Origin of the sequence: uncultured Nisaea sp., assembly GCF_963974195.1 — a bacterium.
In the GTDB taxonomy this organism is placed as follows: Bacteria; Pseudomonadota; Alphaproteobacteria; order Thalassobaculales; family Thalassobaculaceae; genus Nisaea.
Map to the genome: position 1 here is coordinate 1 of NZ_CAXBDC010000079.1, position 21,530 is coordinate 21,530.

The 21,530-nt window shown below is 62.3% G+C and carries 23 protein-coding genes; 15 read left to right on the forward strand and 8 right to left on the reverse strand.

Annotated elements, in window-relative coordinates:
• Positions 1 to 259, reverse strand: a 259-nt coding sequence (locus AAC126_RS16060; protein WP_339855086.1) for a 3-keto-5-aminohexanoate cleavage protein, incomplete at its 3' end; no start/stop codon positions are given.
• 187 nt (positions 260 to 446) lie between these two features.
• On the opposite strand from AAC126_RS16060, the gene AAC126_RS16065 reads away from it, so the two are divergent.
• The 4 genes from AAC126_RS16065 to AAC126_RS16080 are packed head-to-tail and all read left to right on the forward strand — an operon-like array spanning position 447 to position 2,438.
• Positions 447 to 938, forward strand: coding sequence for an EF-hand domain-containing protein (locus tag AAC126_RS16065; RefSeq protein ID WP_339855088.1), 492 nt, complete (start codon positions 447 to 449; stop codon positions 936 to 938).
• A 35-nt stretch (positions 939 to 973) separates the two neighbouring features.
• The gene (locus AAC126_RS16070) at positions 974 to 1,543 is read left to right on the forward strand and encodes a sigma-70 family RNA polymerase sigma factor (RefSeq protein ID WP_339855090.1); all 570 of its coding nucleotides are present in this window, start codon (positions 974 to 976) and stop codon (positions 1,541 to 1,543) included.
• Positions 1,543 to 1,983 (forward strand): hypothetical protein, encoded by a 441-nt coding sequence (locus AAC126_RS16075; protein WP_339855092.1) that lies wholly within the window; start codon positions 1,543 to 1,545, stop codon positions 1,981 to 1,983. Before AAC126_RS16070 ends, AAC126_RS16075 begins: the two co-directional genes overlap by 1 nt.
• Positions 1,980 to 2,438 carry a periplasmic heavy metal sensor gene (locus AAC126_RS16080; RefSeq protein WP_339855094.1) on the forward strand — a complete coding sequence of 153 codons (459 nt, stop codon included), beginning with the start codon at positions 1,980 to 1,982 and terminating at the stop codon, positions 2,436 to 2,438. Before AAC126_RS16075 ends, AAC126_RS16080 begins: the two co-directional genes overlap by 4 nt.
• A gap of 83 nt (positions 2,439 to 2,521) precedes the next feature.
• Here the strand turns inward: AAC126_RS16080 and AAC126_RS16085 are convergent, their stop codons facing one another.
• The 3 genes from AAC126_RS16085 to phnF are packed head-to-tail and all read right to left on the reverse strand — an operon-like array spanning position 2,522 to position 5,746.
• Positions 2,522 to 4,222: a thiamine pyrophosphate-binding protein gene (locus AAC126_RS16085; protein WP_339855095.1), complete on the reverse strand. Its 1,701-nt coding sequence runs from the start codon at positions 4,220 to 4,222 to the stop codon at positions 2,522 to 2,524.
• A complete protein-coding gene (locus AAC126_RS16090; RefSeq protein WP_339855097.1) occupies positions 4,200 to 4,991 on the reverse strand; it encodes a hypothetical protein in 792 nt (263 codons plus the stop codon). The genes AAC126_RS16085 and AAC126_RS16090 overlap by 23 nt, the downstream gene beginning before the upstream one ends.
• A gap of 35 nt (positions 4,992 to 5,026) precedes the next feature.
• The gene (gene phnF / locus AAC126_RS16095) at positions 5,027 to 5,746 is read right to left on the reverse strand and encodes a phosphonate metabolism transcriptional regulator PhnF (protein ID WP_339855099.1); all 720 of its coding nucleotides are present in this window, start codon (positions 5,744 to 5,746) and stop codon (positions 5,027 to 5,029) included.
• 132 nt (positions 5,747 to 5,878) lie between these two features.
• Between phnF and phnG the strand changes: the two genes are divergently transcribed.
• Genes phnG through AAC126_RS16135 form a run of 8 tightly spaced genes read left to right on the forward strand, consistent with a single transcriptional unit; the run spans position 5,879 to position 12,345 of the window.
• Positions 5,879 to 6,340, forward strand: coding sequence for a phosphonate C-P lyase system protein PhnG (gene phnG / locus AAC126_RS16100; RefSeq protein WP_339855101.1), 462 nt, complete (start codon positions 5,879 to 5,881; stop codon positions 6,338 to 6,340).
• A gap of 3 nt (positions 6,341 to 6,343) precedes the next feature.
• The gene (gene phnH / locus AAC126_RS16105; RefSeq protein ID WP_339855103.1) at positions 6,344 to 6,958 is read left to right on the forward strand and encodes a phosphonate C-P lyase system protein PhnH; all 615 of its coding nucleotides are present in this window, start codon (positions 6,344 to 6,346) and stop codon (positions 6,956 to 6,958) included.
• A gap of 4 nt (positions 6,959 to 6,962) precedes the next feature.
• Positions 6,963 to 8,081 (forward strand): carbon-phosphorus lyase complex subunit PhnI, encoded by a 1,119-nt coding sequence (locus tag AAC126_RS16110; RefSeq protein WP_339855105.1) that lies wholly within the window; start codon positions 6,963 to 6,965, stop codon positions 8,079 to 8,081.
• Positions 8,082 to 8,097: 16 nt separating this feature from the next.
• On the forward strand, positions 8,098 to 9,039 hold the full coding sequence (locus AAC126_RS16115; protein WP_339855126.1) for an alpha-D-ribose 1-methylphosphonate 5-phosphate C-P-lyase PhnJ: 942 nt from the start codon (positions 8,098 to 8,100) through the stop codon (positions 9,037 to 9,039).
• A complete protein-coding gene (gene phnK, locus AAC126_RS16120; protein ID WP_339855107.1) occupies positions 9,036 to 9,824 on the forward strand; it encodes a phosphonate C-P lyase system protein PhnK in 789 nt (262 codons plus the stop codon). Before AAC126_RS16115 ends, phnK begins: the two co-directional genes overlap by 4 nt.
• Positions 9,824 to 10,540 carry a phosphonate C-P lyase system protein PhnL gene (gene phnL, locus AAC126_RS16125; protein ID WP_339855109.1) on the forward strand — a complete coding sequence of 239 codons (717 nt, stop codon included), beginning with the start codon at positions 9,824 to 9,826 and terminating at the stop codon, positions 10,538 to 10,540. The genes phnK and phnL overlap by 1 nt, the downstream gene beginning before the upstream one ends.
• Positions 10,537 to 11,694 (forward strand): alpha-D-ribose 1-methylphosphonate 5-triphosphate diphosphatase, encoded by a 1,158-nt coding sequence (locus AAC126_RS16130; RefSeq protein ID WP_339855110.1) that lies wholly within the window; start codon positions 10,537 to 10,539, stop codon positions 11,692 to 11,694. Before phnL ends, AAC126_RS16130 begins: the two co-directional genes overlap by 4 nt.
• 36 nt (positions 11,695 to 11,730) lie before the next feature.
• Positions 11,731 to 12,345 (forward strand): DapH/DapD/GlmU-related protein, encoded by a 615-nt coding sequence (locus AAC126_RS16135; protein ID WP_339855113.1) that lies wholly within the window; start codon positions 11,731 to 11,733, stop codon positions 12,343 to 12,345.
• A gap of 37 nt (positions 12,346 to 12,382) precedes the next feature.
• Here AAC126_RS16135 and phnN read toward each other — a convergent pair whose 3' ends face one another.
• Positions 12,383 to 12,940: a phosphonate metabolism protein/1,5-bisphosphokinase (PRPP-forming) PhnN gene (gene phnN / locus AAC126_RS16140; RefSeq protein WP_339855115.1), complete on the reverse strand. Its 558-nt coding sequence runs from the start codon at positions 12,938 to 12,940 to the stop codon at positions 12,383 to 12,385.
• A 207-nt stretch (positions 12,941 to 13,147) separates the two neighbouring features.
• Here phnN and AAC126_RS16145 point away from each other — a divergent pair, with 207 nt between their 5' ends.
• On the forward strand, positions 13,148 to 14,179 hold the full coding sequence (locus tag AAC126_RS16145) for an MBL fold metallo-hydrolase (protein ID WP_339855117.1): 1,032 nt from the start codon (positions 13,148 to 13,150) through the stop codon (positions 14,177 to 14,179).
• Between the two features lie 55 nt (positions 14,180 to 14,234).
• Here AAC126_RS16145 and argC read toward each other — a convergent pair whose 3' ends face one another.
• The gene (gene argC / locus AAC126_RS16150; RefSeq protein ID WP_339855119.1) at positions 14,235 to 15,212 is read right to left on the reverse strand and encodes an N-acetyl-gamma-glutamyl-phosphate reductase; all 978 of its coding nucleotides are present in this window, start codon (positions 15,210 to 15,212) and stop codon (positions 14,235 to 14,237) included.
• A 449-nt stretch (positions 15,213 to 15,661) separates the two neighbouring features.
• Between argC and AAC126_RS16155 the strand changes: the two genes are divergently transcribed.
• Complete coding sequence (locus tag AAC126_RS16155) at positions 15,662 to 18,538, forward strand: DUF4347 domain-containing protein (RefSeq protein WP_339855121.1); 2,877 nt, start codon at positions 15,662 to 15,664, stop codon at positions 18,536 to 18,538.
• A gap of 155 nt (positions 18,539 to 18,693) precedes the next feature.
• Here the strand turns inward: AAC126_RS16155 and AAC126_RS16160 are convergent, their stop codons facing one another.
• Both AAC126_RS16160 and pxpB read right to left on the reverse strand, forming a co-directional pair.
• On the reverse strand, positions 18,694 to 19,725 hold the full coding sequence (locus AAC126_RS16160) for a biotin-dependent carboxyltransferase family protein (RefSeq protein WP_339855122.1): 1,032 nt from the start codon (positions 19,723 to 19,725) through the stop codon (positions 18,694 to 18,696).
• Positions 19,722 to 20,459, reverse strand: a complete 738-nt coding sequence (gene pxpB, locus AAC126_RS16165; RefSeq protein ID WP_339855123.1) for a 5-oxoprolinase subunit PxpB — start codon at positions 20,457 to 20,459, stop codon at positions 19,722 to 19,724. Before pxpB ends, AAC126_RS16160 begins: the two co-directional genes overlap by 4 nt.
• A 137-nt stretch (positions 20,460 to 20,596) precedes the next feature.
• On the opposite strand from pxpB, the gene AAC126_RS16170 reads away from it, so the two are divergent.
• The gene (locus AAC126_RS16170; RefSeq protein ID WP_339855124.1) at positions 20,597 to 21,370 is read left to right on the forward strand and encodes a 5-oxoprolinase subunit PxpA; all 774 of its coding nucleotides are present in this window, start codon (positions 20,597 to 20,599) and stop codon (positions 21,368 to 21,370) included.
• Positions 21,371 to 21,530 lie beyond the last annotated feature (160 nt).

Genomic DNA, 21,530 nt, shown 5'->3' on the forward strand with positions numbered 1-21,530 from the left:
TGGTGATGTTCACGACCGCATCGCAGGACTGTTTGATCCGCGGCAGGAACTTCATATACATGTCCGGATCCGGCGTCGGGCTGCCGTCTTCGGGGTTACGGGCATGGAGATGCAGGATCGATGCCCCGGCTTCCGCAGCCGCAATCGCATCGGCCGCAATCTGGTCCGGCGTGATCGGCAGATGCGGGCTCATCGTCGGTGTGTGAATTGAGCCAGTCACCGCACAGGTGATGATCACTTTCTTGCTTACCGGCGCCATTGCTTCCTCCAGATTTTTTTCAATTCGTTTAACTGCTTGGAGGCTACTCCCCGTATCCGCCGTTTAAAAGAGCCTGTCGGGAAAAATAGTTTATTCGCAGCAACCGCGACGGATTTCATGTCGGCTCCCGTTTTATGGATATCCCCGTTCAATGGAGACGGGACAGTCCAGCAAAGGAACTGACGAAATGAAGAAGTTTTTTGCGGCCGCCCTGCTCGGCACCATCGCCCTCACCCCGGCGCTTGCATATAGCGAAGGCATGAAAGGCGGACATGGCGGCGAAGAATTCAAGGCGCAGATGCTCGAGCGCTTCAAAGCGGCCGATCAAAACGGCGACGCGAAGCTGACCAAAGCCGAGATCTACCAGTCCCGCGGCAAGCGTGCAGCCGAGATCGACACCAACAATGACGGTGTGATCGACGCCGAGGAAATGGATGCCGCCCGCAAGGAAATGCGCTTGAAGCGTCAACAGCGCATGCTGAACCGGATGGACACGGATGGAGACGGTGTGGTCAGCGCCGACGAGTTCGCCCGCTCCGGCACCAGGATGATGCAGCATATGGATCGTGATCACGATGGTGTTGTCACCATGGAAGAAGCCACGACCCCGCCGATGAAAAGGCACGGCAAGAAAGGGGCGGACGGCAAGCACGGTGGCAAAATGGAATGCCCGCGCTAAACTTGTGACAGCGGTTCGTGGAATCAGGAATGTGCATGATCGAGTCTGACAATGAGCTGCTTTGTCTCGTCGCCAATGGCGGCGAGACAGCCTTCGACAGACTCGTATTGCGCCATCAAAGGCCGATTTCCGCCTTTGCCTACCGCATGCTCGGGAACCAGAGCGATGCCGAAGAGATCTCGCAAGAGACCTTCGGCCGCGTCTGGTCCCACGCTCCCCGGTGGAACCCGGACGGTAAGGCAAAGTCCTGGATCTACAGAATCGCTCACAATCTCTGTATTGATCGCTTGAGGGCCCGGCGCCCGACGGTCGATATCGCTGATCAGGAAATCGAGGATGATACTCCCGGCCCTGAACAGACCCTCGCCCGGAAAAGAACGGAGACGAGCGTGCGTAATGCGGTGGATCTTCTGCCGGAGCGCCAGAGAATCGCGATCTCGCTTTTCCATCTCAAGGATATGACGGCCGACGAGGCCGCGGAAACGATGGATATCAGTATAGATGCTCTGGAATCACTGCTCCGGCGAGCACGGAAGAAACTGAAAGAGATCATGCAGGACCAACAGTCCGGCACATTTGAAACAGCGGCTGTCGGAGAACACTGATGACAAGCATGAGCGAAGCACGATTCAGGGAACTGGCGGACGCTTTCGGAAGCGATCCGTCCAAATGGCCAGAGCGGGAACGCCCCATGGCCCTCCAGCTCCTGGAGGCTCATCCAGCGCTCCACGACATCCTCGACGACGCCGCGTCTCTGGATTTCGAACTCGATGCCATGATGGCCACTCCGGAAATAGCCATTGCCCCGTCGCCGGCCGAAGTCCGCGCGCCGGCAAGCCTGAACCTGAAAGGGCTGCTGAATACATTGTGGCCGTTCGGCGGTTTGTGGCAGCCCGCAGCGGGTCTTGTCGCGGCAAGCGCGGCCGGTTTCATCGTCGGCATGACCTTCACGGACCTGCCGGCGGAGACAACCACGACCGTGAGTGATCAAGTTACGATAGTTGAACGTGCGCTGGGCGCGGACGTTGAGGAGAATTTCCTATGACCTGGACCCGGACACGCACTCTCGCTCTGGCTCTGTTTGTATCCATAGCCCTGAACCTGTTTTTCGCGGGAATCATGGTTGGCCGCTTTGATCGCTGGCACGGCGGGCCCAAAGGGCCGGGCCATGGACCGTCAATGACCCGGATGATCGAGAAAGCTCTCGGGGACAGTCTGACGCCGGAACTTCAGGAGAGGTTGAAAGCCCATTCCGCGACCATGCGGGAGACCCGCCAGAGCACCCGCGCCAAGCGGGACGCCATTCGGGACGCGCTTTTGCAGGAGCCGTTTGACAGGACGGCCTATCTTCAGGCTCTGGAATCCATGAACGAGGTCTTCGACCGGATGCGGACGGAAACCCACTCCTTCATGATCGATATCGTCGAGCAGATGACGCCGGAGCAACGGAGCAAGCTCGTGAAATCCCTCGGCAGGCACCGAAAGGATGACGACGACTAGATCTCGTTCTTCAGACGGCGGCCAATGGATCCAGTCCAAAGGCCGCCCCTGAAGCAAGCACGGTGATACGGAGAGACCCGAGCCTAGTTGGCCTTTTCGAGAGCGGCCTTCCGGATCGCCGAAAGCGTGGTTTTCGGTGTGATCGCCTCCGGGTCGATCTTCACCTCGATCACGGTCGACTTGTCCGACGCCAGGGCCCGTTCGAAAGCGGGCTTGAATTCCGACGTTTCCAGAACCGTCTCGCCGTTCGCGCCATAGGCTTTTGCCAGAGCCGCGAAATCCGGGTTCTGCAGGTCGGTATGCTTCACCCGGCCCGGGAACTCACGCTCCTGATGCATGCGGATGGTGCCGTACATGTTGTTGTTGATCACCATGGCGATGATCTTGGCGCCGTGCTGCATGGCGGTTGCCAGTTCCTGGCCATGCATCATGAAGCAGCCATCGCCATTCATCGAGACGACCACGCGGTCAGGGTGCACCAGTGCCGCCGCCACGGCAGCAGGCAAGCCGTAGCCCATGGATCCGCTGGTCGGGGCAAGCTGGGTGCGATAGCCGCGATACTGGTAATAGCGATGCATCCAGTTGGCGTAGTTACCGGCACCGTTGGTGATGATCGCGTCGTCCGGCAGCGTGGCGTTCAGCCAGGCGGCAATCTCGCCCATCTGCACATCACCCGGAACCGGCAGCGGCTCCAGCGTGGCAAGATAATCGGCATGCCCCTGGGCAATACTTTTCGAGCGGCTGCCGCCATCGACCGGTTTCATCGCTTCCAGAGCCTCGGCAAAGGCCCGGGGACCGGAATTGATCATCATGTCGGCCTGATAGACCCGGCCAAGCTCTTCCGCGCTGCCATGGATATGCACCAGCGTCTGTTTCGGACGCGGAATGTCGAACATGGTGTAGCCGCCAGTGGTCATCTCGCCCAGCCGGGTGCCGAGCGCAATGACCATGTCGCTGTCCTGAATACGGGCAGCGAGAGACGGGTCGATGCCGATCCCGACATGGCCGACATAATTCGGATGCCGGTTGTCGAAATAATCCTGACAGCGGAAGGACGCACCGACCGGAACGCCATTGGCGACCGCGAATTGTTCGATCCGCTCGCACGCCTGACGATCCCAGCCGCCGCCGCCGACGATCATGATCGGCCGCTCTGCCTTGTCCAGCATGGAGCGGAAATCGGCCATCTGCTGCTGGCCCGGATGCGGCTCGACCGGCACATAGGGCGCGATACCGGCCACATCGGCATAATCCATCAGCATGTCTTCGGGCAGCGCCAGAACCACGGGGCCCGGACGGCCTGAGACAGCCGTGTGGAATGCCCGGCTGATATATTCCGGAATGCGCGCCGCATCGTCGATCTGCGCGACCCATTTCGCCATCTGTCCGAACATCCGGCGATAGTCGATTTCCTGAAACGCCTCGCGCTCCACCATCCAGCGCGCGACCTGGCCAACCAGAAGCACCATCGGCGTCGAATCCTGAAACGCGACATGTACGCCAGCACTGGCATTGGTCGCACCCGGACCGCGGGTCACCATGCAGACGCCGGGGCGACCAGTCAGTTTGCCGTAAGCATCCGCCATCATGGCCGCGCCGCCTTCCTGGCGGCACATCACGGTACGGATACCGTTACGCTCCTGCAGGCCGTCGATGACGGCGAGATAGCTCTCACCGGGCACGCCGAAGACGAGGTCTACCCCCTCCTCAACCAGCGCATCGACAAGAATATGACCACCGAGACGGCCATGGCCGGCACTGTTACTTGAGGGAGAGGAGCTCATCTACATAACTCTTATATCGTTGAGATTTAGGTTTACGGCGATCGGCTTCGTTCAGATAACGGATTGAACTTTTGCCTTTGATTTCTTTTGGCAGCAGCAGCACGCGGATGAACCGGGTGCATTCCTGCGTGCAGGCTTCCGCCCAGACGGTCTGGGCGCCGGGTTCAAACCAGGCGTCGCCCGGTTGGTAATCCTTGGAAAGCTTGTCCGTCGAAAGGGTGAGCTTGCCATTACGGATGCAGCGAATGCCCGGTCCCAAATGGCTATGCGGAACGGCAGTGCCGCCCGTCGGGAACAATACGCTGTCGCAGCGGATCAGCCAGTCATCGAGATTCTCCACGGTGGGAACCTCGTTCGACTCGACAATCTCGCTGCGGATGCCCTCACCCAGATCCAGTTGCGGCTCGGCCGTGACCTCGTCCAGCTCCCAGCGCCAGAGTTCGCCGCCTTCGGCCCCGGCCCGTATGGTCATGCCGGACCGCATGAACCGGGCTTCGTCCGGTTGCAGTACCGAGCCGCCCTCGAAACTCAGATTACCGGTATTGCAATAAACAATCCGGCATCCGTCAGGCAGATGTTTTGAGGCAGCATGTGGAGAAAACACGTCTTTAACAAGACGCAGAACGTAGGTGGATGTCGCCATCGATCCTATCGGCGGGATTGTTTCCCGCCTCCCTTTTGTCGTCCCGCTTTGCGCAGGTTGAATTGCTGATAATACCTCGCGCGACGCGCCATAGCAGGTCAAGGATCGCTTTGCGATCAGTTTCATTCGAATCTGCGACGAACACTGGTTTCCGAAGGCGTTCAGCTCTCGAATACAAGCTGGAAACGGTCAGCGGCGTACCGGGCGAAACCATATTCAATGGGCATCCCTGTCTGGTCCACATTGATGGACTCGATCACCAGCACCGGCCGGTTGCGCGGTTGCTGCAGGTGGTCGGCATCCGCCGCATCCGGCATCCGGGCGGTCACACGGGTTTCCCGGCGGGTGTATTCGCCATAGCCAAAATGCGTCAGAACCTTCGTGATTGAATCCAGCTCCTCGTGCAATGCCGCGAATCCCGGAACTTTCGCTGCCGGGAAATAGTGACTGCCAACGGAAATCGGCCGGCCATCCACTTCACCTATGCGGTCGAGCCGGACAAGGCGGGTCCCGCGGGGTAAGCCAAGCTGTTTCAGAATGGCCGGATCGCCAACCTCCTCTGTCAGAAGCAGTGTCCGGCCGCCCGGGGTTCGCCTTTGCCGCAGGACGTTGTCGGAAAAGCGTGTTTTCTTCGCGACGAGATAGTCCAGCACATGTTCCTGAACAAAGCTCCCTCGCCCCTGCTCCACCCGGATGACACCGGCCTCCGCAAGTTCCGAGACCGCCCGCCGGAGCGTATGCCGGTTCACGCCATATTGCTGTGACAACTCGGCTTCGGTCGGCAGCTTGCTGCCCGGAGGATACGTGCCCGAGCGAATTGCATCGGAAATGTTGTTTGCGATCTGACGCCAAAGAGACTGGCCGCTTTTCCGTTCAATCAAGACACCCTCACCCGACGAGTCATCAAAATGTCACCGCGCCCCTGTTGCGCAGGTGCGTCGACACCCCTATAACATTGATAGATATAGACATCTAGACAAATTTGCAATTTGTCGAGAGAAAAGGACGGACCGATGGGGACACAGTCACCACAACATCAGTCACCGGCACGGAAGCGATGGATGTCGATCCTCGCCAAGGCCTCCTTCGAGGATCTGCGAAGCCTCTGGCAAAACCTGCCTGACAAACCGTCATGGACCCGTATCCGCCCGGCAGAAATCGGCATGGTCATGGTACGCGGCCGCATGGGGGGCACCGGAAACCGGTTCAATCTCGGTGAAATGACGGTGACCCGTTGTTCCGTCGGGCTGGAAAGCGGCGTTCTCGGACACGGATATGTCTCGGGCCGGAACAAGGAGCATGCGGAGATTGCTGCCGTGATCGATGCCCTGATGCAGCGCGAGGAACGCGCGGAAACAGTCGAGCACTCGATCATCAAGCCACTGGAGCTCCGCCACCAGCAGAGCCGCGATACGGCCAGCCGGAAAGCCGCGGCGACGAAAGTCGAATTCTTTACCGTGGCGCGGGAGAACTGATCGATGTCCGTGGACAATGCATTCCAAACTCTGAAGCCGGGATTTTCCGATCCGGTCAGCCAGTCCCAACTGGTGTTCCGCCGTCTGCTCGACGCCATGGCCCGCCCGGGAACCGTCGAGACGGTCAACCTAGACATTGAAGGCCCGGAAACACTGGATCTGGCTGCGACCGCCATCGCCCTGGCGCTGGTCGATTTCGAAACCCCGCTCTATCTCAGCCCCGCATTATCTAATGAGGCCGCTGAAACCTATCTGAAATTCCATTGCGGCACGCGGATCGTCACCGAAACGAAGGACGCCGCCTTCGCCATTCTGGATGGCGCGCCCGAGGATCCCGGCGCGTTCAATACGGGCACGGAAGAATATCCCGAGCTGGGCGCCACCCTGATCATCCAGGTGGAAGCACTCACCGCAAGCGGCCCTCTCACCCTGCGAGGCCCGGGCATCAAGGACAGCACCACTCTTGGCCTGCCGGACGTCCCGCTCTCCTTCTGGCAGGCACGCACGAAGCTGCAACGCTATTTCCCGCGCGGCATTGACCTTGTCTTCGTGTCCGGCGCCGAGATGGTCGCAGTGCCCCGCACCACCAACATCACCCTGCAAAGCGAAAAGGAATAGGTCCATGTATGTAGCTGTCAAAGGCGGCGACAAGGCCATCGAGAATTCGCTGCACTATCTTGCCGATATCCGGCGGGGCGACCGCCGGGTTCCGGAACTGTCCATTCAGCAGATCCGCGAACAGCTCCCGCTTGCCGTGGACCGGGTGATGACCGAAGGCTCGCTCTACGATCCCGATCTCGCCGCCCTGGCCATCAAGCAGGCGAATGGCGATATCCAGGAAGCGGTGTTCCTGCTCCGGGCCTACCGCACCACCCTGCCCCGGTTCGGCGCATCGGAAGCCATCAACACCGGTGCCATGCAGATCCGCCGGCGTATTTCCGCCACCTATAAAGACCTGCCGGGTGGCCAGATCCTCGGGCCGAGCTTCGATTACACGCACCGCCTGCTGGACTTCACGCTCGCGGCAAATGGCGAAACACCGGAAGCACCGAAATCGGACGAGCCTGTCGCCGACGGCATGCCGCGCGTGGCGGATCTTCTCGACCATGAAGGCCTGATCGAACTTGATCTGCCGGATGACGAGGATGGCCCGGTGCCCGACCTGACCCGCGAATCCACCTCCTTCCCGGCGGACCGGGCAACCCGGCTGCAGAACCTTGCACGCGGCGATGAAGGCTTTCTTCTGGCTCTCGGTTATTCCACCCAGCGCGGCTTCGGCAACAACCACCCCTTTGCCGGTGAGATCCGGATGGGCGAACTCGCGGTCTCCTTCGAGCCGGAGGAACTCGGCTTCGAGATCGAGATCGGCGAGATCACCGTCACCGAGTGCCAGATGGTGAACCAGTTCAAGGGTTCGGCGAAGGTGCCGCCGCAATTCACCCGCGGCTATGGCCTGACCTTCGGCCATTGCGAGCGCAAGGCGATGTCCATGGCGCTTGTCGACCGGGCTCTCAGGGCCAAGGAATTCGGTGAAGAGATCACCGCTCCGGCCCAGGACGAGGAATTCGTCCTCTACCACTCCGACAATGTCGAGGCGTCCGGCTTCGTGCAGCACCTGAAACTGCCGCATTACGTCGACTTCCAGGGCGAGCTCGTGACCGTGCGCGAGTTGCGTAAGGAGATCGAGGCCCGCGAGAAGGCGGAACGCACCGATGACGATGAACTGGCCGCAGCCGAGTAGGACAAGATCCATGAGCATGACGCAAGAAGCGCAACCCTGGCAGGCGCCGGAGCACGACAAGCCGGTCGAACAGGTCGAGGGCTATAATTTTGCCTATCTGGACGAGCAGACGAAGCGGATGATCCGCCGGGCGATCCTCAAGGGTGTCGCCATTCCAGGCTATCAGGTGCCGTTCGGCAGCCGGGAAATGCCACTGCCCTATGGCTGGGGCACCGGCGGCATGCAGGTGACCGCCGCCGTAATCGGCAAGGATGACACGCTGAAAGTCATCGATCAGGGCGCGGACGACACCACGAACGCCGTCAATATCCGGCGCTTCTTTGCCAAAACGGCCGGCGTGGAGACGACCGAGAAGACGGCGGAGGCAAGCCTGATCCAGACCCGGCACCGGATTCCGGAAAAGCCGCTGACCGACGACCAGATCCTGATCTATCAGGTGCCGATCCCCGAGCCGCTCCGCTGGGTCGAGCCGCGCGAGACCGAAACCCGGAAAATGCATGCGCTTGAGGAATATGGCGTCATGCATGTCAGCCTCTACGAGAGCATCGCCCGCTTCGGCCGGATCACGACCGCCTACAATTACCCGGTGCAGGTAAACGGCCGCTACATCATGGCGCCGAGCCCGATCCCGAAATTCGACAATCCGAAGATGCACCAGATGGCCGCGCTCCAGCTGTTCGGAGCCGGCCGTGAGAAGCGCATCTATGCAGTGCCTCCCTATACGGACGTGAAGAGTCTCGATTTCGAGGATCATCCCTTCACCATCCAGTCCTGGGAAGAGAACTGCGCGCTCTGCGGGGCGGAAGACAGTTATCTCGACGAGGTCATCACTGATGATGCCGGTGGCAAGATGTATGTCTGCTCCGACAGCGATTATTGCGCCGAACGACGCGACGCCGGCCATGTCGGCGATCAGGGCGAACCACAGAATCCCGCAAAGAAGGGAGCCGCCAAATGATGGCGCTGCGAGACAACGGACCTTTGCTTGAAGTCGAAGGCCTGACCCAGAAATACGGCCACCAGATAGGCTGCGAGGATGTGGATTTCTCGCTCTATCCCGGCGAGGTGCTGGGGATTGTCGGTGAATCCGGCTCCGGCAAGTCCACCCTGCTGCGTTGCGCCTCCGGGCTGATGCAACCGACCGCTGGCTCCGTCCGCTTCGACACGCGGGTCGACGGCTTGCAGGAGATTTACGCCCTGTCAGAAGCCGAACGGCGCATGCTGATGCGGACGGACTGGGGCATCATCTTCCAGAATGCCCGCGACGGGCTGCGTATGAACGTCTCCGCCGGCGCCAATGTCGGCGAGCGGCTGATGGCCGTCGGCGAGCGACATTACGGCAGTATCCGGGAGACCTCTTCGGAATGGCTGGAAAAGGTCGAGATGGATCTCGGCCGGATGGACGATCTGCCCCGGACCTTTTCCGGCGGCATGCAGCAGCGTCTGCAGATCGCCCGCAATCTCGTCACCAAACCGCGTCTGGTCTTCATGGACGAGCCAACCAGCGGACTTGATGTGTCCGTGCAGGCCCGCCTGCTCGATCTGGTACGTGGCCTCGTCCGCCAGCTTGGCATCGCCTGCATCATCGTCACCCACGATCTCGGCGTGGTCCGGCTGCTGTCGGACCGCCTGATGGTGATGCGGCGGGGACGGGTCGTCGAACAGGGCCTGACGGATCAGGTACTGGACGACCCGCAGCACGCCTATACCCAGCTTCTCGTCTCCTCGATCCTGCCGGTGTAATGACCATGAACGATAAAAACCAAGACATGATCCGCGTCGACAGCCTGATGAAGAGCTTCACGCTGCATAATCAGGGCGGCGTGACCCTTCCCGTGCTGGAAGACGTTTCCTTCACCGTCGCGCAGGGCGAATGCGTCATCCTCGCCGGGCAATCCGGCGCCGGTAAATCGACCCTGCTCCGCTCGCTCTACGCCAACTACCTGCCGCAATCGGGACAGGTATTGATCCGGCATGACGGCGCATTGATCGATCTGGTCAGCGCCGCCCCTCATGTCGTGCTCGACATCCGGGCCCGGACGCTCGGCTATGTTAGCCAGTTCCTGCGCGTTATCCCGCGCGTGGGCACGCTGGATCTCGTGGCCGATTCCCTGCTCGCACGCGGCATCAACGAAGTTGCCGCCCGCGAGAAAGCCGCGACACTGCTGACCCGCCTGCGCATCCCGGAAAGCCTCTGGTCCCTGCCGCCCGCGACCTTCTCCGGCGGCGAGCAGCAGCGCGTGAATATCGCCATGACCCTCGTGCAGGATTATCCAGTGCTGCTGCTGGATGAGCCGACGGCCTCCCTCGATGCCGAAAACAGGCAAACAGTCGTGGACCTGATCAACGAAGCGCGGCAAAACGGGTCCGCCATTGTCGGCATTTTCCACGATCAGGCCGTTCGCGAAGCGGTCGGTACCCGGACATACGAACTTCAACCTGCAAGGAGCGCGGCGTGAGTACGAGCGAGGCCCCCGATGCCATTCTGACCAATGCACGGATCATTCTGGCCGATGGTGATGTGCATGGCACCGTTACCGTCCGGAATGGCAAGATCGAGGATATTTCCGAAGGCCGCACCGCCGCGCCCGGCGCCATGGATTTCGACGGCGATTATCTGATCGCCGGTCTGGTTGAGCTGCACACCGACAATCTCGAAAAGCACCTGATCCCACGCCCGAAAGTCCATTGGCCGGTCATGTCCGCCCTCCTGGCGCACGACGCGCAGGTCACGGCGGCTGGTATCACGACGGTGCTCGACGCGGTTGCCGTCGGCGGCACCCTGCGGGACGACGCCCGGGACAAGATCCTGATGGACTCCGCCAATGCCATCCGCGAGGCGAGCGAGCATGACATGCTGCGGGCCAGCCACTTCCTGCACATGCGCTGCGAGGTCGGCAACCCGAACGCCCTCACCCTGTTCGAGCCGTTCAGGGAAGACTCTCTGGTCCGGCTGGTCTCCCTGATGGATCACACACCCGGCCAGCGCCAGTTCGTCGACCTCAGCAAGCTGAAGATCTACTACACCGGCAAGCACGCCATGAGCGATGCCGAGTTCGATGCCATGGTCGAGGAACGCAAGAAGAACCAGGTGCTGTATTCCGACAAGCACCGGCGGACCATCGCCGCTGCCTGCCGGGATATGGGCGTGGTCATAGCAAGTCATGACGATGCCACGGTGGATCATGTGGACGAGGCGCATGAGCTGGGCCTGACCATCAGCGAATTCCCGACCACGCTGGAAGCCGCCCAACATGCCCGCAAGAAAGGCCTCGCCAACATCATGGGCGGGCCGAATGTGGTTCGCGGCGGCTCGCACTCGGGCAATGTCTCGGCCGGTGAACTCGCCGAAGCGGGCGTGCTGGATGCGCTTTCGTCGGACTATGTGCCTGCCAGCATGCTGCATGGCGCCTTCATGCTGCATGAAAAGCACGGCCTGCCCCTGCCGAAAGCCCTGGCAACGGTCACGGCCAATCCGGCCCGCATGGTGGGACTGGACGATCGCGGGGAGATCCTTCCCGGCAAACGGGCCGACCTGATCCGGGTCCGCCTGGCCAAGGACGGCACGCCCGTGGTTCGCAAGGTCATGCGGGCGGGTACGCGCGTCACCTGACGCCGGTTGTTGCAGAGAAACGGAAAGCTCCAGTTCATGGCACAGAAAAAACTCTCCTCCATGCCGAGCGTGCATGAAACCGCCCAGGTCCAGGATTCCGAGCTTGGAGCCTGGACAGAAGTCGGCGCCCGCACCTCTGTCATCGAGACCGAGATGGGCGATTATTCCTACGTGGTGAATGACAGCGACATCATTTACGCCACGATAGGAAAATTCTGCTCCATCGCATCCCATACGCGCATCAATCCCGGAAATCACCCGAGCACACGCGCCTCGCAGCATCATTTCCTCTACCGTGCCGCCGCATACGATCTGGGCGAGGATGACGAGGCGTTTTTCGACTGGCGCCGGCAGCATCACTGCACGATCGGGCATGATGTCTGGATCGGCCACGGCGCGACCGTGCTGGCCGGGGTAAATATCGGCACAGGCGCCGTTGTCGCGGCCGGGGCCGTCGTCAGCAAGGACGTTACGCCTTATACAATCGTTGGCGGTGTCCCCTCCAAGGAAATCAAGCGCCGGGTGGACGAGAAAACAGCCGAAGGTTTGCTGGAACTGGCCTGGTGGGATTGGCCGCATGCCTTGCTGAAAGAGCGCATGAGCGACTTCCGTGCCCTGCCGGCAGCGGCGTTCCTGGCCAAATATCGGTAAGCACCTATTGAAATATCGGATTTAGCCGATATTTCTCCTATTGCGCGAATAATGCCGTAAAGGCAGTGACGGACTCTTCAAGCGGCCGGTCGTTGATGAAGCTGATCACGCCCGGCCCTTCCAGCGTGAAAGCCTCGGCCCGTTCCAGGCGTTTCTGGATATCGGCCTCGCTCTCCCGCCCCCGCCCCCGGAGGCGGCTTTCCAGAACCGCGCGCGGCACCGTGATGTTCACCACCCGTACATCCGGAAACATCTCGCGTGCCGTGCCAATCAGTGCACGCGATACATTCACGATGACATGCCGTCCGGCCGTCAGCTCCGCTTCAATCGCCTTCGGAATGCCGTAGCGCAGATCATGCGCCTGCCAGCTCAGGCAGTAGCCCCCCGCTTTCTGCCGTGCCTCGAATTCCGCGACCGACACCGGGTTGTGGTCCTCACCCCCGGCATCCGCCGGGCGCGTGATATCCCGGCGTACGAAATAATGGGCCGGGCTGTCCGACAAGGCGGCCTTGGCGCCGTCCAGAAGACTGTCCTTGCCGGCACCGGACGGCCCCACGACGAGCCAGAGAGTGCCGGTGCTGGGATGACTGTTCATGCGGGAAAACTCACTTTGGAAGGAAGCGCTATTTCTACCCTTTCCGGCCCGGTCTGGCGAGGCTCGAGGCCGCATTTTTCAGGCATGTCACAGATGCTTAACATGCGGGAAGAAAGACGCTCTCCGGATGGTTTGGCTAAATATCCCGGCGACTTGTTCGCATTAGGCACTTTCCAGCCACACGCGTGCTGACTAAGGTCCGCAACCATGACACAGGAACTTACCTATCTGCTCGGAGACACGCGGCCGGAAGACGGCACTCTCCTTGAGGTTGCGCCGGGCGTGCACTGGCTGCGCCTGCCGCTGCCTTTCGCCCTCAATCACGTCAATCTCTACCTGCTGGAAGACGATGCAGGCTGGGTGATTGTCGATTGCGGCCTGAACTCGGAAGCATGCCAGACCGCCTGGACGAAAATCCTGAAGGACGTGATCGGGAACGACCCGGTGCAGGCCATCATCGGCACGCATTTTCATCCGGACCATGTCGGCCTTGCAGGATGGCTGCAGGAGCAGACCGGCGCCCCGCTCTGGATGAGCCGGACCGAATGGCTGAATGCCCGGGCCTATTATCTCGACACGTCCGAGGATTTCGTCGACCAGATGGTCGGCTTCTACGGACGGCTTGGTCTTGGCGCGGATATCAATGGCGAGATGCGCAAGATCGGCAACGAATATCGCGAGCTGGTCTCGCCCGTTCCGCCCGCCTTCAACCGCATCGGCCCGGATACACGCTTCAGTATCGGCGGCCGCACCTGGCGCCCCTATTTCGGCGCCGGTCATTCACCGGACCATGTCTGCCTGTTTTCGGAAGCGGACAATCTGATGCTCGGCGGCGATCTGCTGCTGCCCCGGATCACCCCGATCATCGCCGTCTGGTGGACGGAGCCAGACGGCAACCCGTTGCAGGATTTCTTCACCTTCCTCGACAGCATGAAGGGCGGCAAGGACGACATTCTCGTGCTTCCCGGCCATGACGGCCCCTATCGCGGCATCAATTTCCGGATCGACGCCCTCCGCAGCCACCATGACGAGCGGCTGGAGGAAACCATTGCCGCCTGCGACCGGCCAGCCTCCGCCGCCGAGGTGATGAAGACCCTCTTCACCCGAGAGCTCGACCTGCACCAGACCCGCTTTGCCGTCGGCGAGGCGCTGGCGCACCTGCATCTGCTGATCGAGGACGGACAGATCACGCGGGAGCTGGCTGACAACGGAACCTACCGCTACGGCCGCGCCGCCTAGACCGCGCGGCCTGGTTCAAGGGAGAGGCCCACGAAATCTGGGGCAACAATAGACCTCACGGCCAAAGAGGCGCGCCGTCCAGCCCTGCGGCCTCCGGCAGACCGCAAATCAGGTTCGCATTCTGCACGGCCTGCCCCGCCGCCCCCTTACCGAGATTGTCGACCACCCCCATCGCGATCACCAGATTGCGCTCCGGATCGGCCGCATAGCTGACGAAGGCGAGGTTCGAGCCGGTGGCCCACTTGGTCTGCGGCGGCCTGTCCGTCACGCGGATGAATGCCCGCCCGTCATAGAAACGCCGGGCCGCATCAAGGCACTCCCTCGTGGTCGCACTGCCCCGGCAATAGATGGTGACGAGCACGCCCCTGGTCATCGGCACCAGATGTGGCGTGAACACCAGCCCGTCTGCGCTGCCGCCACTCAACCGCTCGATGGCCTTGGCCATCTCGGGCATGTGGACATGCTTCAGCAGGCCGTAAGGCACCAGGTTCTCGTTGCTCTCGGCATAGCCGAACTTGCTGTCGCTGCCGCCCCGGCCCGCGCCGGAGATCCCCGTCTTGGCGTCCACAACGACGTTACCGGGCTCGATCAGCCTGTTGGCCAGCAGCGGCGCCAGTGCTGTCAGCGTTGCCGCAGGGAAACAGCCGGGGTTGGCAACCCGGGCCTGCCCCACGACCTGGTCCGGCCAGACATCGGCCAGACCATAGGCCCACCCCTCGACGAAACGGTGATCGCCGCCGATATCGACGATCTTCACCCCCTCGGGAACACGCGCCAGCGCCTCGGCCGAGGCGCCCGTGGGCAGCGACGCAAACAGCACCTCGAGCTGTGGCAGGGCTGCAGGATTCCACTTCTCGACCACCAGTCCGGCCAGTTTGGCCGGCACCCCCGGGAAAAGCTCCACCAACCGACGCCCGGCGCTGCTCTCGCCCGCAGCATAGACCAGCTCGAAAGACGGATGGTTCGCGATCAGGCGCAGAGCCTCGCCGCCGCCAAAACCGCTGATCCCGACAATGCCGACGCGCATGCTCATGGTGGTGTCCTGCTGCTGGAGTAAGGACAAACGGTTATAGCCGTGTCGCTATTCAGAACAAGGAAGTAATGGCACTGCCGCGCCGGATGACCGCTTCGTCCGCATTACGTCATGTCAGTTGATTGCGACGAACGGCTACTCCCGACAGATGCGCTCGCACCACAAGGTCTGCCAGGCTGCTGCAGTCGAGCAGGTCGGGTCTGTCTTCCCAAAACCGGTTCGACCGTTGGGAGGCGATAGCCCTTCGTGGCCAATCACAATTTTCTCCAATTTTTCCAAACACTTTCAAATTTGAAGGTCAAAATTCCAAAATTTCCGAAAATGACAAATGAATTTCCAATCAGAGCATTGGATTAAAAGGAAAATACTTGTCACCCTAAGGACAAGTTTCGCCGCCTGGATAATCAATGGACGGCCGGATGATGATATGCAGGCCGGAGGCTGTGACGATGAATCAAGGCTATGTGACGAACGCGGGGGCGGATCGGCTTTCGACATCCGGCTTCCGCACGACACAATACTTGCCCGTACAGCCGCTCCTGATCGTGATGGACTCCCGGGTTCCGGCTGCGGACGAGATCCTCAAGGGGGTGACCGGCCCGGCGCGCGTCGTGCGGGTCGATCCCGGGCAGGATGGCCTGGCACGGCTTGTGGCGGCAGTGCATACAGCACCGGGCCGGCGACTCGTTGTGATCTGCCATGGCACACCGGGGGCGCTGATCCTCGGCGACCGCCCGCTGACCGGGGACAGTCTGCGGGCGCGCCGGCACGCTCTTGCGGCGATGGGACATGTTCTCGCCGGTGCGACGATCGAGCTCTATGCCTGCTCGGTCGCTGAGGGAGAGGCCGGCCAGGCTTTCGTGACGACGCTGGAGCGGATGACCGGATGCCCGGTGGCCGCCGCCAGCAAGCCGGTCGGCGGCTCGGCGCTTGGCGGGTCCTGGATTCTCAACGCCGGCTGCCCTGTGCCGCACCCCGCGCTGAACGCCGCGGCCCTCACCGGCCTGCCGGTCCTGTTGAACACTTGGAGCGGCGGGACGGGAGACTGGAATGTCGCCGGCAACTGGGTTGGAGGCGTGCCCGGCAGCTCCGATTCTGCCACCATCGATAACGGCGGCACGGCGCAACTGACCGGGGCAGCGCCCGCGTTCGATTACTTCTATCTCGGGGGTGTGGCCGGAACCAGCGGAACGCTGCAGGTCACCGGTGGCGGGACGCTGACCGCCAATGGCGGCCAATCTTATCTCGGTAACAGTTCTGGCAGCACGGGGACATTGCTCATCGACGGTGCGGGCTCGGCCGTGAACACCGGTGCCGAAAATCTGATCGTCGGAAATTCGGGGGTCGGGATCCTCACCGTTACGGACGGCGGCACGGTCACCGTCGGCGGCATACTTTACACCGGCCTTTTCAGCAGCAGCACCGGCACGCTGAACATCGGCAATGGCGGTGCCGCGGGCATCGTGAACGCCACGACGATCAGGAACAGCAGCGGCAGCGGCACCGTCAACTTCAACCACACCGATACCGGCTACGTCCTCAGCAGCGACGGCACAAGCAGCGGCACGGCCGTCACCATCGCCGGCTCGACGACGGTGAACCAGGTGGGCACCGGCACCACCATCCTGACCGGCACAAACACCTATACCGGCGGCACCACGGTGAGCGGCGGCACCCTTCGACTCTCCGGCGGCAGCGCGCTCGCGGACAGCGGCAGCGTCTCGGTGTCTGCCGGTGCGACACTCGACCTGAACGGCAGCACCGAGACCATCGGCACCCTGTCGGGCGCCGGTACGGTGTCGCTCGGCGCAGGCGCCCTGACCGTCAATCAGGGAGCCAACACGACCTTCTCCGGTGTGGTCTCGGGGACGGGCAGCCTGACCAAGACCGGCAGCGGCACACTGACGCTCTCCGGCAGCAACACCTATACCGGCGACACCACCGTTTCGGCCGGCACCCTGCAGCTCTCCGGCGGCAACGCCCTCGACGATGACGGCACCGTCAATGTCGCCGCCGGGGCCACCCTGGATCTGAACGGCACGACCGAAACCATCGGCGCCCTCACCGGCTCCGGCACCGTGAATGTGGGGGCCGGCTCCCTCTCCTTCTCCGACCCCGGCGCCAACACGTTCTCGGGTACCCTGAGCGGAAGCAGCACCTATTCCATCGCCTCCGGCGTCACCCTCAAGGGGACCGGCACCTACAGCATGCCGGTCACCATCCTGTCGGGTGGCACCATTGCCCCCGGTAACAGCCCGGGGACGATTTCCACCGGCACTCTCACACTCTCCAGCGGCTCCACCGCGACGATGGAGATCGACGGCACCGCCGCCGGGACCGGATATGACCAGGTCTCCGTCACCGGTACCGTCACCATCAATTCGGCGACCCTGAACACGGTGTTCGGCTACACATCGACGACCGGCGACAATTATGTGCTGATCAGCAATGACGGGGCCGATGCCGTGACCGGCACCTTCAGCGGCCTTGCGGAAGGAGCGACCTTCTTCAGCGGCACCCGCCAGTACCAGATCAGCTATGCCGGCGGCGACGGCAATGACGTGACACTGCAGGACCTCGGCGCGAAGCCCGCGGACCCCAGCGGCAGCGGTGGCAACGAGAACGCGAGCGCAGCGACATCCGGTGATGACGTGCTAAGTGGTACGAGCGGAGCCGATACGCTTTCGGGATTGGCCGGTAGCGACGTGATGTATGGCGGCAATGGTACGGACCTGCTTTACGGCAACCAGGGCGCGGACACGCTCTGGGGTCAGGGAGAAGCGGACACGCTCTATGGTGGCCAGGACGGGGATATCGTCTATGGCAACCAGGGTGCGGACATCATCTGCGGCAACCGGGGGAGCGACACGCTCTATGGCGGTCAGGGTGACGATACACTGATCGGGGGGCTGGAGGATGACCGGCTCCAGGGCAATCTCGGAGCCGACGTGATCTACGGCAACCAGGGCGCAGACACGCTTTCCGGCGGCGATGGTGCGGATACGCTCTATGGCGGACAGGGGAACGACATACTGACCGGCGGGACCGGAGACGATGCCCTCACCGGCGGACTCGGGGCCGACCAGTTCCGCTTCGAGACGGCGGACGGCAACGACCTCGTCTACAGCTTCACCGCGGGCGAGGACCGGATCGCTATTGCCGCCGGGATCAACGGCACGGCAGTCGCCACACCGCAGGACATGCTTCTCCGGGCCGCCGACAATGCCGCCGGGGATGCGGTCATTGACTTCGGAGCCGGCAACTCGGTCACCCTGATCGGCGTGCATACCGACGCCCTCTCCAGCGCCGACTTCATGATCTTCTAAGGGGCAAGACTGGGGCAATGAGGGAAGTTCGCAGAACTGCCCCGGGGGAGCGAAAGACCGTTCCCCACCCATTGCTGACCGACGCTGTCGATTGACCGACTTCCGAGATTACCAAAAGCAGTCATCGGCAAGCGCGCCATTATAGAAGACGCGCCCTAAACCGCTTCTTCGTTATGCACCACGCCGCTGATCAGGTTCTCCTGATAAAGCGCCTCCTCGTCGAGCCAGGCAGCGGCCGGGCTCAGTGATCCGATCAGCCTCTTGACGTCCTTTTCCTGCTCCCGGCGCGCGTCTTCAGCTTCGGCAACGCTGACTTCCGTGAAAGACAGCATGTCCCCGGGCTTCAGACGGCCGAGGCGCGGGATGTCGGCGGAGATGACGGTGCCGATTTTCGGGTATCCGCCCGTGGTCTGGTGATCCGCCAGCAGAATGATCGGCAGGCCGTTTCCGGGCACCTGGATGGCGCCGGTGACGATCCCGTCCGAGGTGATGTTGTAGCCGCGCGCATGTTCCAGCGCCGGGCCTTCAAGGCGCATGCCCATCCGGTCCGCTTCCCGGCTGACGTTGTATTCATTGGTCAGGAAAGCGGCAGCACTCTCGTCGGTGAAATAATCTCGCTGCGGGCCGAACACGACGCGGACCGGGCCGTCGGCATCGAGATAGCCGGGGGTTTCCAGCCGGAGCTCGCCGCGCTCCGGCACCGCGTTCAGGCACAGGGGCAGCTCGTCCCCGTCCTTCAGGGCGCGGCCCTGAAAGCCGCCGATCTGGGAGCGGCCATAGGTGGACAGGCTGTCGAACACGGCGGGAAGATCGAAGCCGCCCTCGATGCAGAGATAGGCCGCACCGCTGTCCGTCACCGGATTGACGGAGAGCCGGTGGCCGCGTTTCAGCGTGACGCTCTGGTAGGACGGCAGCGTGACGCGTTCCCCCTCCTCGACGACAATCCCGGCACGGGTGCCGGTCAGCGCGACGCGGACGCTTTCCGCCAGTACTTCGAGAACCGGGCCTATCATCCGGAACTCAATGGCGGCCACGCCTCCGTCATTTCCAACCAGCGCATTGCCGATCCGGAGCGACACGGGATCGAGCGCGCCGGACACGGGAACGCCCCTGTTCTGGAAGGCCGGGCGGCCGAAATCCTGCAGGGTCGGCGCGAAACCGGCCTGGATTACCCTGAGCCCGCTCATGCGCCCTCTCCCGGTGCGATATCCTGCACGACTGGAACATAGTCTCCGGCCTCGACATCCTTTCGCAGCGCTTCATAGTCGGCCATCGATACCGGTTGGAACTGGATACGGTCCCCGGCAGCGACAAGGATCGGCTCCTCGCGCTTCGGATCGAAGAACTCGACCGGTGTGCGTCCGATCAGATGCCAGCCGCCCGGGCTCTCGACCGTGTAGACCGTGGTCTGCCGGACCGCGATGGAGATCGAGCGCGCAGGCACCTTCACGCGCGGCTCGAACCGTCTCGGCACATCGAACGCTTCCGGCAGCAGGCCGAGATAGGGGAAGCCCGGCAAAAAGCCCATCATCAGGACTTCCTGCGGCGCGGCCGTGTGCAGGCGCACCACCTCGGAGGTCTCCAGCTTCATGTCCCGCGCGACGCTTTCCAGATCGGGGGCGCACGCGCCCTCATAGCAGACCGGAACGGACCAGAGCCGATAGCCGTCCTCGCCCTCATGCTGGTGATGCAGAATTTCCGAAATCGCCGATTGCAGCGTGGAGGCGCGCGTCACCAGCGGATCGTAATGCACCATCAGGGAGCGGATCGTCGGCACGATATCGACGATACCGTCCGTCGCGGTCTCGCGCAGCTTGGCGGCGACATGGCGCACCTGGCGATTTACGGCCGCGTCGACGGCTTCGCCGAACTGCACGACAAGGGCCGTGTCCCCGGCAGGAAGAAAAACAGGTTCCGACATCACAATGGTTCTATTCCGGAGATGGACCGCACGAAAGCTTTGGCGCTAGTCTTCGGATCCTATCGACCCATCGCCCCTCGACAATGCGTCCCGGACCCGCGACCCGCGTTTCGAGACAATAGCCACGGACCGTAAGCATGACCAAAGTGAATTTGAACGCCGACATGGCCGAAGGCTTCGGCGCCTACGATATCGGCGACGACATGGCCATGCTGAAGATTGTCGGCTCGGCCAATGTGGCCTGCGGGTTCCATGGCGGGGACGCCAATGTGATGGACCGTGTCGTGACCGGAGCCAAGGCGGAAGGCGTCAGCATCGGGGCGCATCCGGGCTTCAACGACCTCTGGGGTTTCGGCCGCCGCCGAATCACCATGGCCCCGCGCGAGGTGGAAGCGATGATCGCCTACCAGATCGGCGCGCTGCAGGCGATGGCCGCGATGCATGGCATGAAGGTCACCCACATGAAGCCGCACGGCGCGCTGAACAACATGGCCTCGGAAGACCAGGATCTCGCCGAAGCCATTGTGCGGGCGACCAAGGCAGTCGATCCCGAAATCATCCTGCTGGCGACGACCGGCTCCGAGCTGATGAAAGCGGGCGCCACGCTCGATGTGCCGACCGCCTCCGAAGTTTTCGCCGACCGTACCTATGATGCCAAAGGCAACCTCACCAGCCGGAAGCGCGACGATGCCATGATCCGCGATCCCGGGCAGGCCGTGGAGCATGTGCTGCGCATGGTCGAGACCGGCAAGGTCCGCTCGACCGACGGCGTGGACGTGCCCGTGCTGGTTCATTCCATCTGCATCCATGGCGACGAGCCGACCGGTCCGTCCGTCGCCGCCGCTGTCCGGGCCGCGCTCGAGGCTAAAGGCATCGAGGTCGTCACCCTTCCCGAAGTCCCGCTGAACTGATCACCACTATTGTCCAACCCAGTATTATCCAACCCAGGAGCTACCCCCGTGAGTCGTGAGCAAGCCATCTCAGCCGCCGCCGAATATTTCGATAGCGGCGATTTTCTCAAGGACCTGAGCCGCCGGGTGGCCATCCGCACCGAGAGCCAGCTCTACGAGG

Coding starts and splice junctions, on each gene's coding strand:
- AAC126_RS16065 (WP_339855088.1), top strand. CDS start 447: ATGAAGAAGTTTTTTGCGGCCGCCCTGCTCGGCACCATCGCCCTCACC.
- AAC126_RS16070 (WP_339855090.1), top strand. CDS start 974: ATGATCGAGTCTGACAATGAGCTGCTTTGTCTCGTCGCCAATGGCGGC.
- AAC126_RS16075 (WP_339855092.1), top strand. CDS start 1,543: ATGACAAGCATGAGCGAAGCACGATTCAGGGAACTGGCGGACGCTTTC.
- AAC126_RS16080 (WP_339855094.1), top strand. CDS start 1,980: ATGACCTGGACCCGGACACGCACTCTCGCTCTGGCTCTGTTTGTATCC.
- AAC126_RS16085 (WP_339855095.1), bottom strand. CDS start 4,222: ATGAGCTCCTCTCCCTCAAGTAACAGTGCCGGCCATGGCCGTCTCGGT.
- AAC126_RS16090 (WP_339855097.1), bottom strand. CDS start 4,991: ATGAAACTGATCGCAAAGCGATCCTTGACCTGCTATGGCGCGTCGCGC.
- phnG (WP_339855101.1), top strand. CDS start 5,879: ATGGGGACACAGTCACCACAACATCAGTCACCGGCACGGAAGCGATGG.
- phnH (WP_339855103.1), top strand. CDS start 6,344: ATGTCCGTGGACAATGCATTCCAAACTCTGAAGCCGGGATTTTCCGAT.
- AAC126_RS16110 (WP_339855105.1), top strand. CDS start 6,963: ATGTATGTAGCTGTCAAAGGCGGCGACAAGGCCATCGAGAATTCGCTG.
- AAC126_RS16115 (WP_339855126.1), top strand. CDS start 8,098: ATGACGCAAGAAGCGCAACCCTGGCAGGCGCCGGAGCACGACAAGCCG.
- phnK (WP_339855107.1), top strand. CDS start 9,036: ATGATGGCGCTGCGAGACAACGGACCTTTGCTTGAAGTCGAAGGCCTG.
- phnL (WP_339855109.1), top strand. CDS start 9,824: ATGACCATGAACGATAAAAACCAAGACATGATCCGCGTCGACAGCCTG.
- AAC126_RS16135 (WP_339855113.1), top strand. CDS start 11,731: ATGGCACAGAAAAAACTCTCCTCCATGCCGAGCGTGCATGAAACCGCC.
- phnN (WP_339855115.1), bottom strand. CDS start 12,940: ATGAACAGTCATCCCAGCACCGGCACTCTCTGGCTCGTCGTGGGGCCG.
- AAC126_RS16145 (WP_339855117.1), top strand. CDS start 13,148: ATGACACAGGAACTTACCTATCTGCTCGGAGACACGCGGCCGGAAGAC.
- argC (WP_339855119.1), bottom strand. CDS start 15,212: ATGAGCATGCGCGTCGGCATTGTCGGGATCAGCGGTTTTGGCGGCGGC.
- AAC126_RS16155 (WP_339855121.1), top strand. CDS start 15,662: ATGAATCAAGGCTATGTGACGAACGCGGGGGCGGATCGGCTTTCGACA.
- AAC126_RS16160 (WP_339855122.1), bottom strand. CDS start 19,725: ATGAGCGGGCTCAGGGTAATCCAGGCCGGTTTCGCGCCGACCCTGCAG.
- pxpB (WP_339855123.1), bottom strand. CDS start 20,459: ATGTCGGAACCTGTTTTTCTTCCTGCCGGGGACACGGCCCTTGTCGTG.
- AAC126_RS16170 (WP_339855124.1), top strand. CDS start 20,597: ATGACCAAAGTGAATTTGAACGCCGACATGGCCGAAGGCTTCGGCGCC.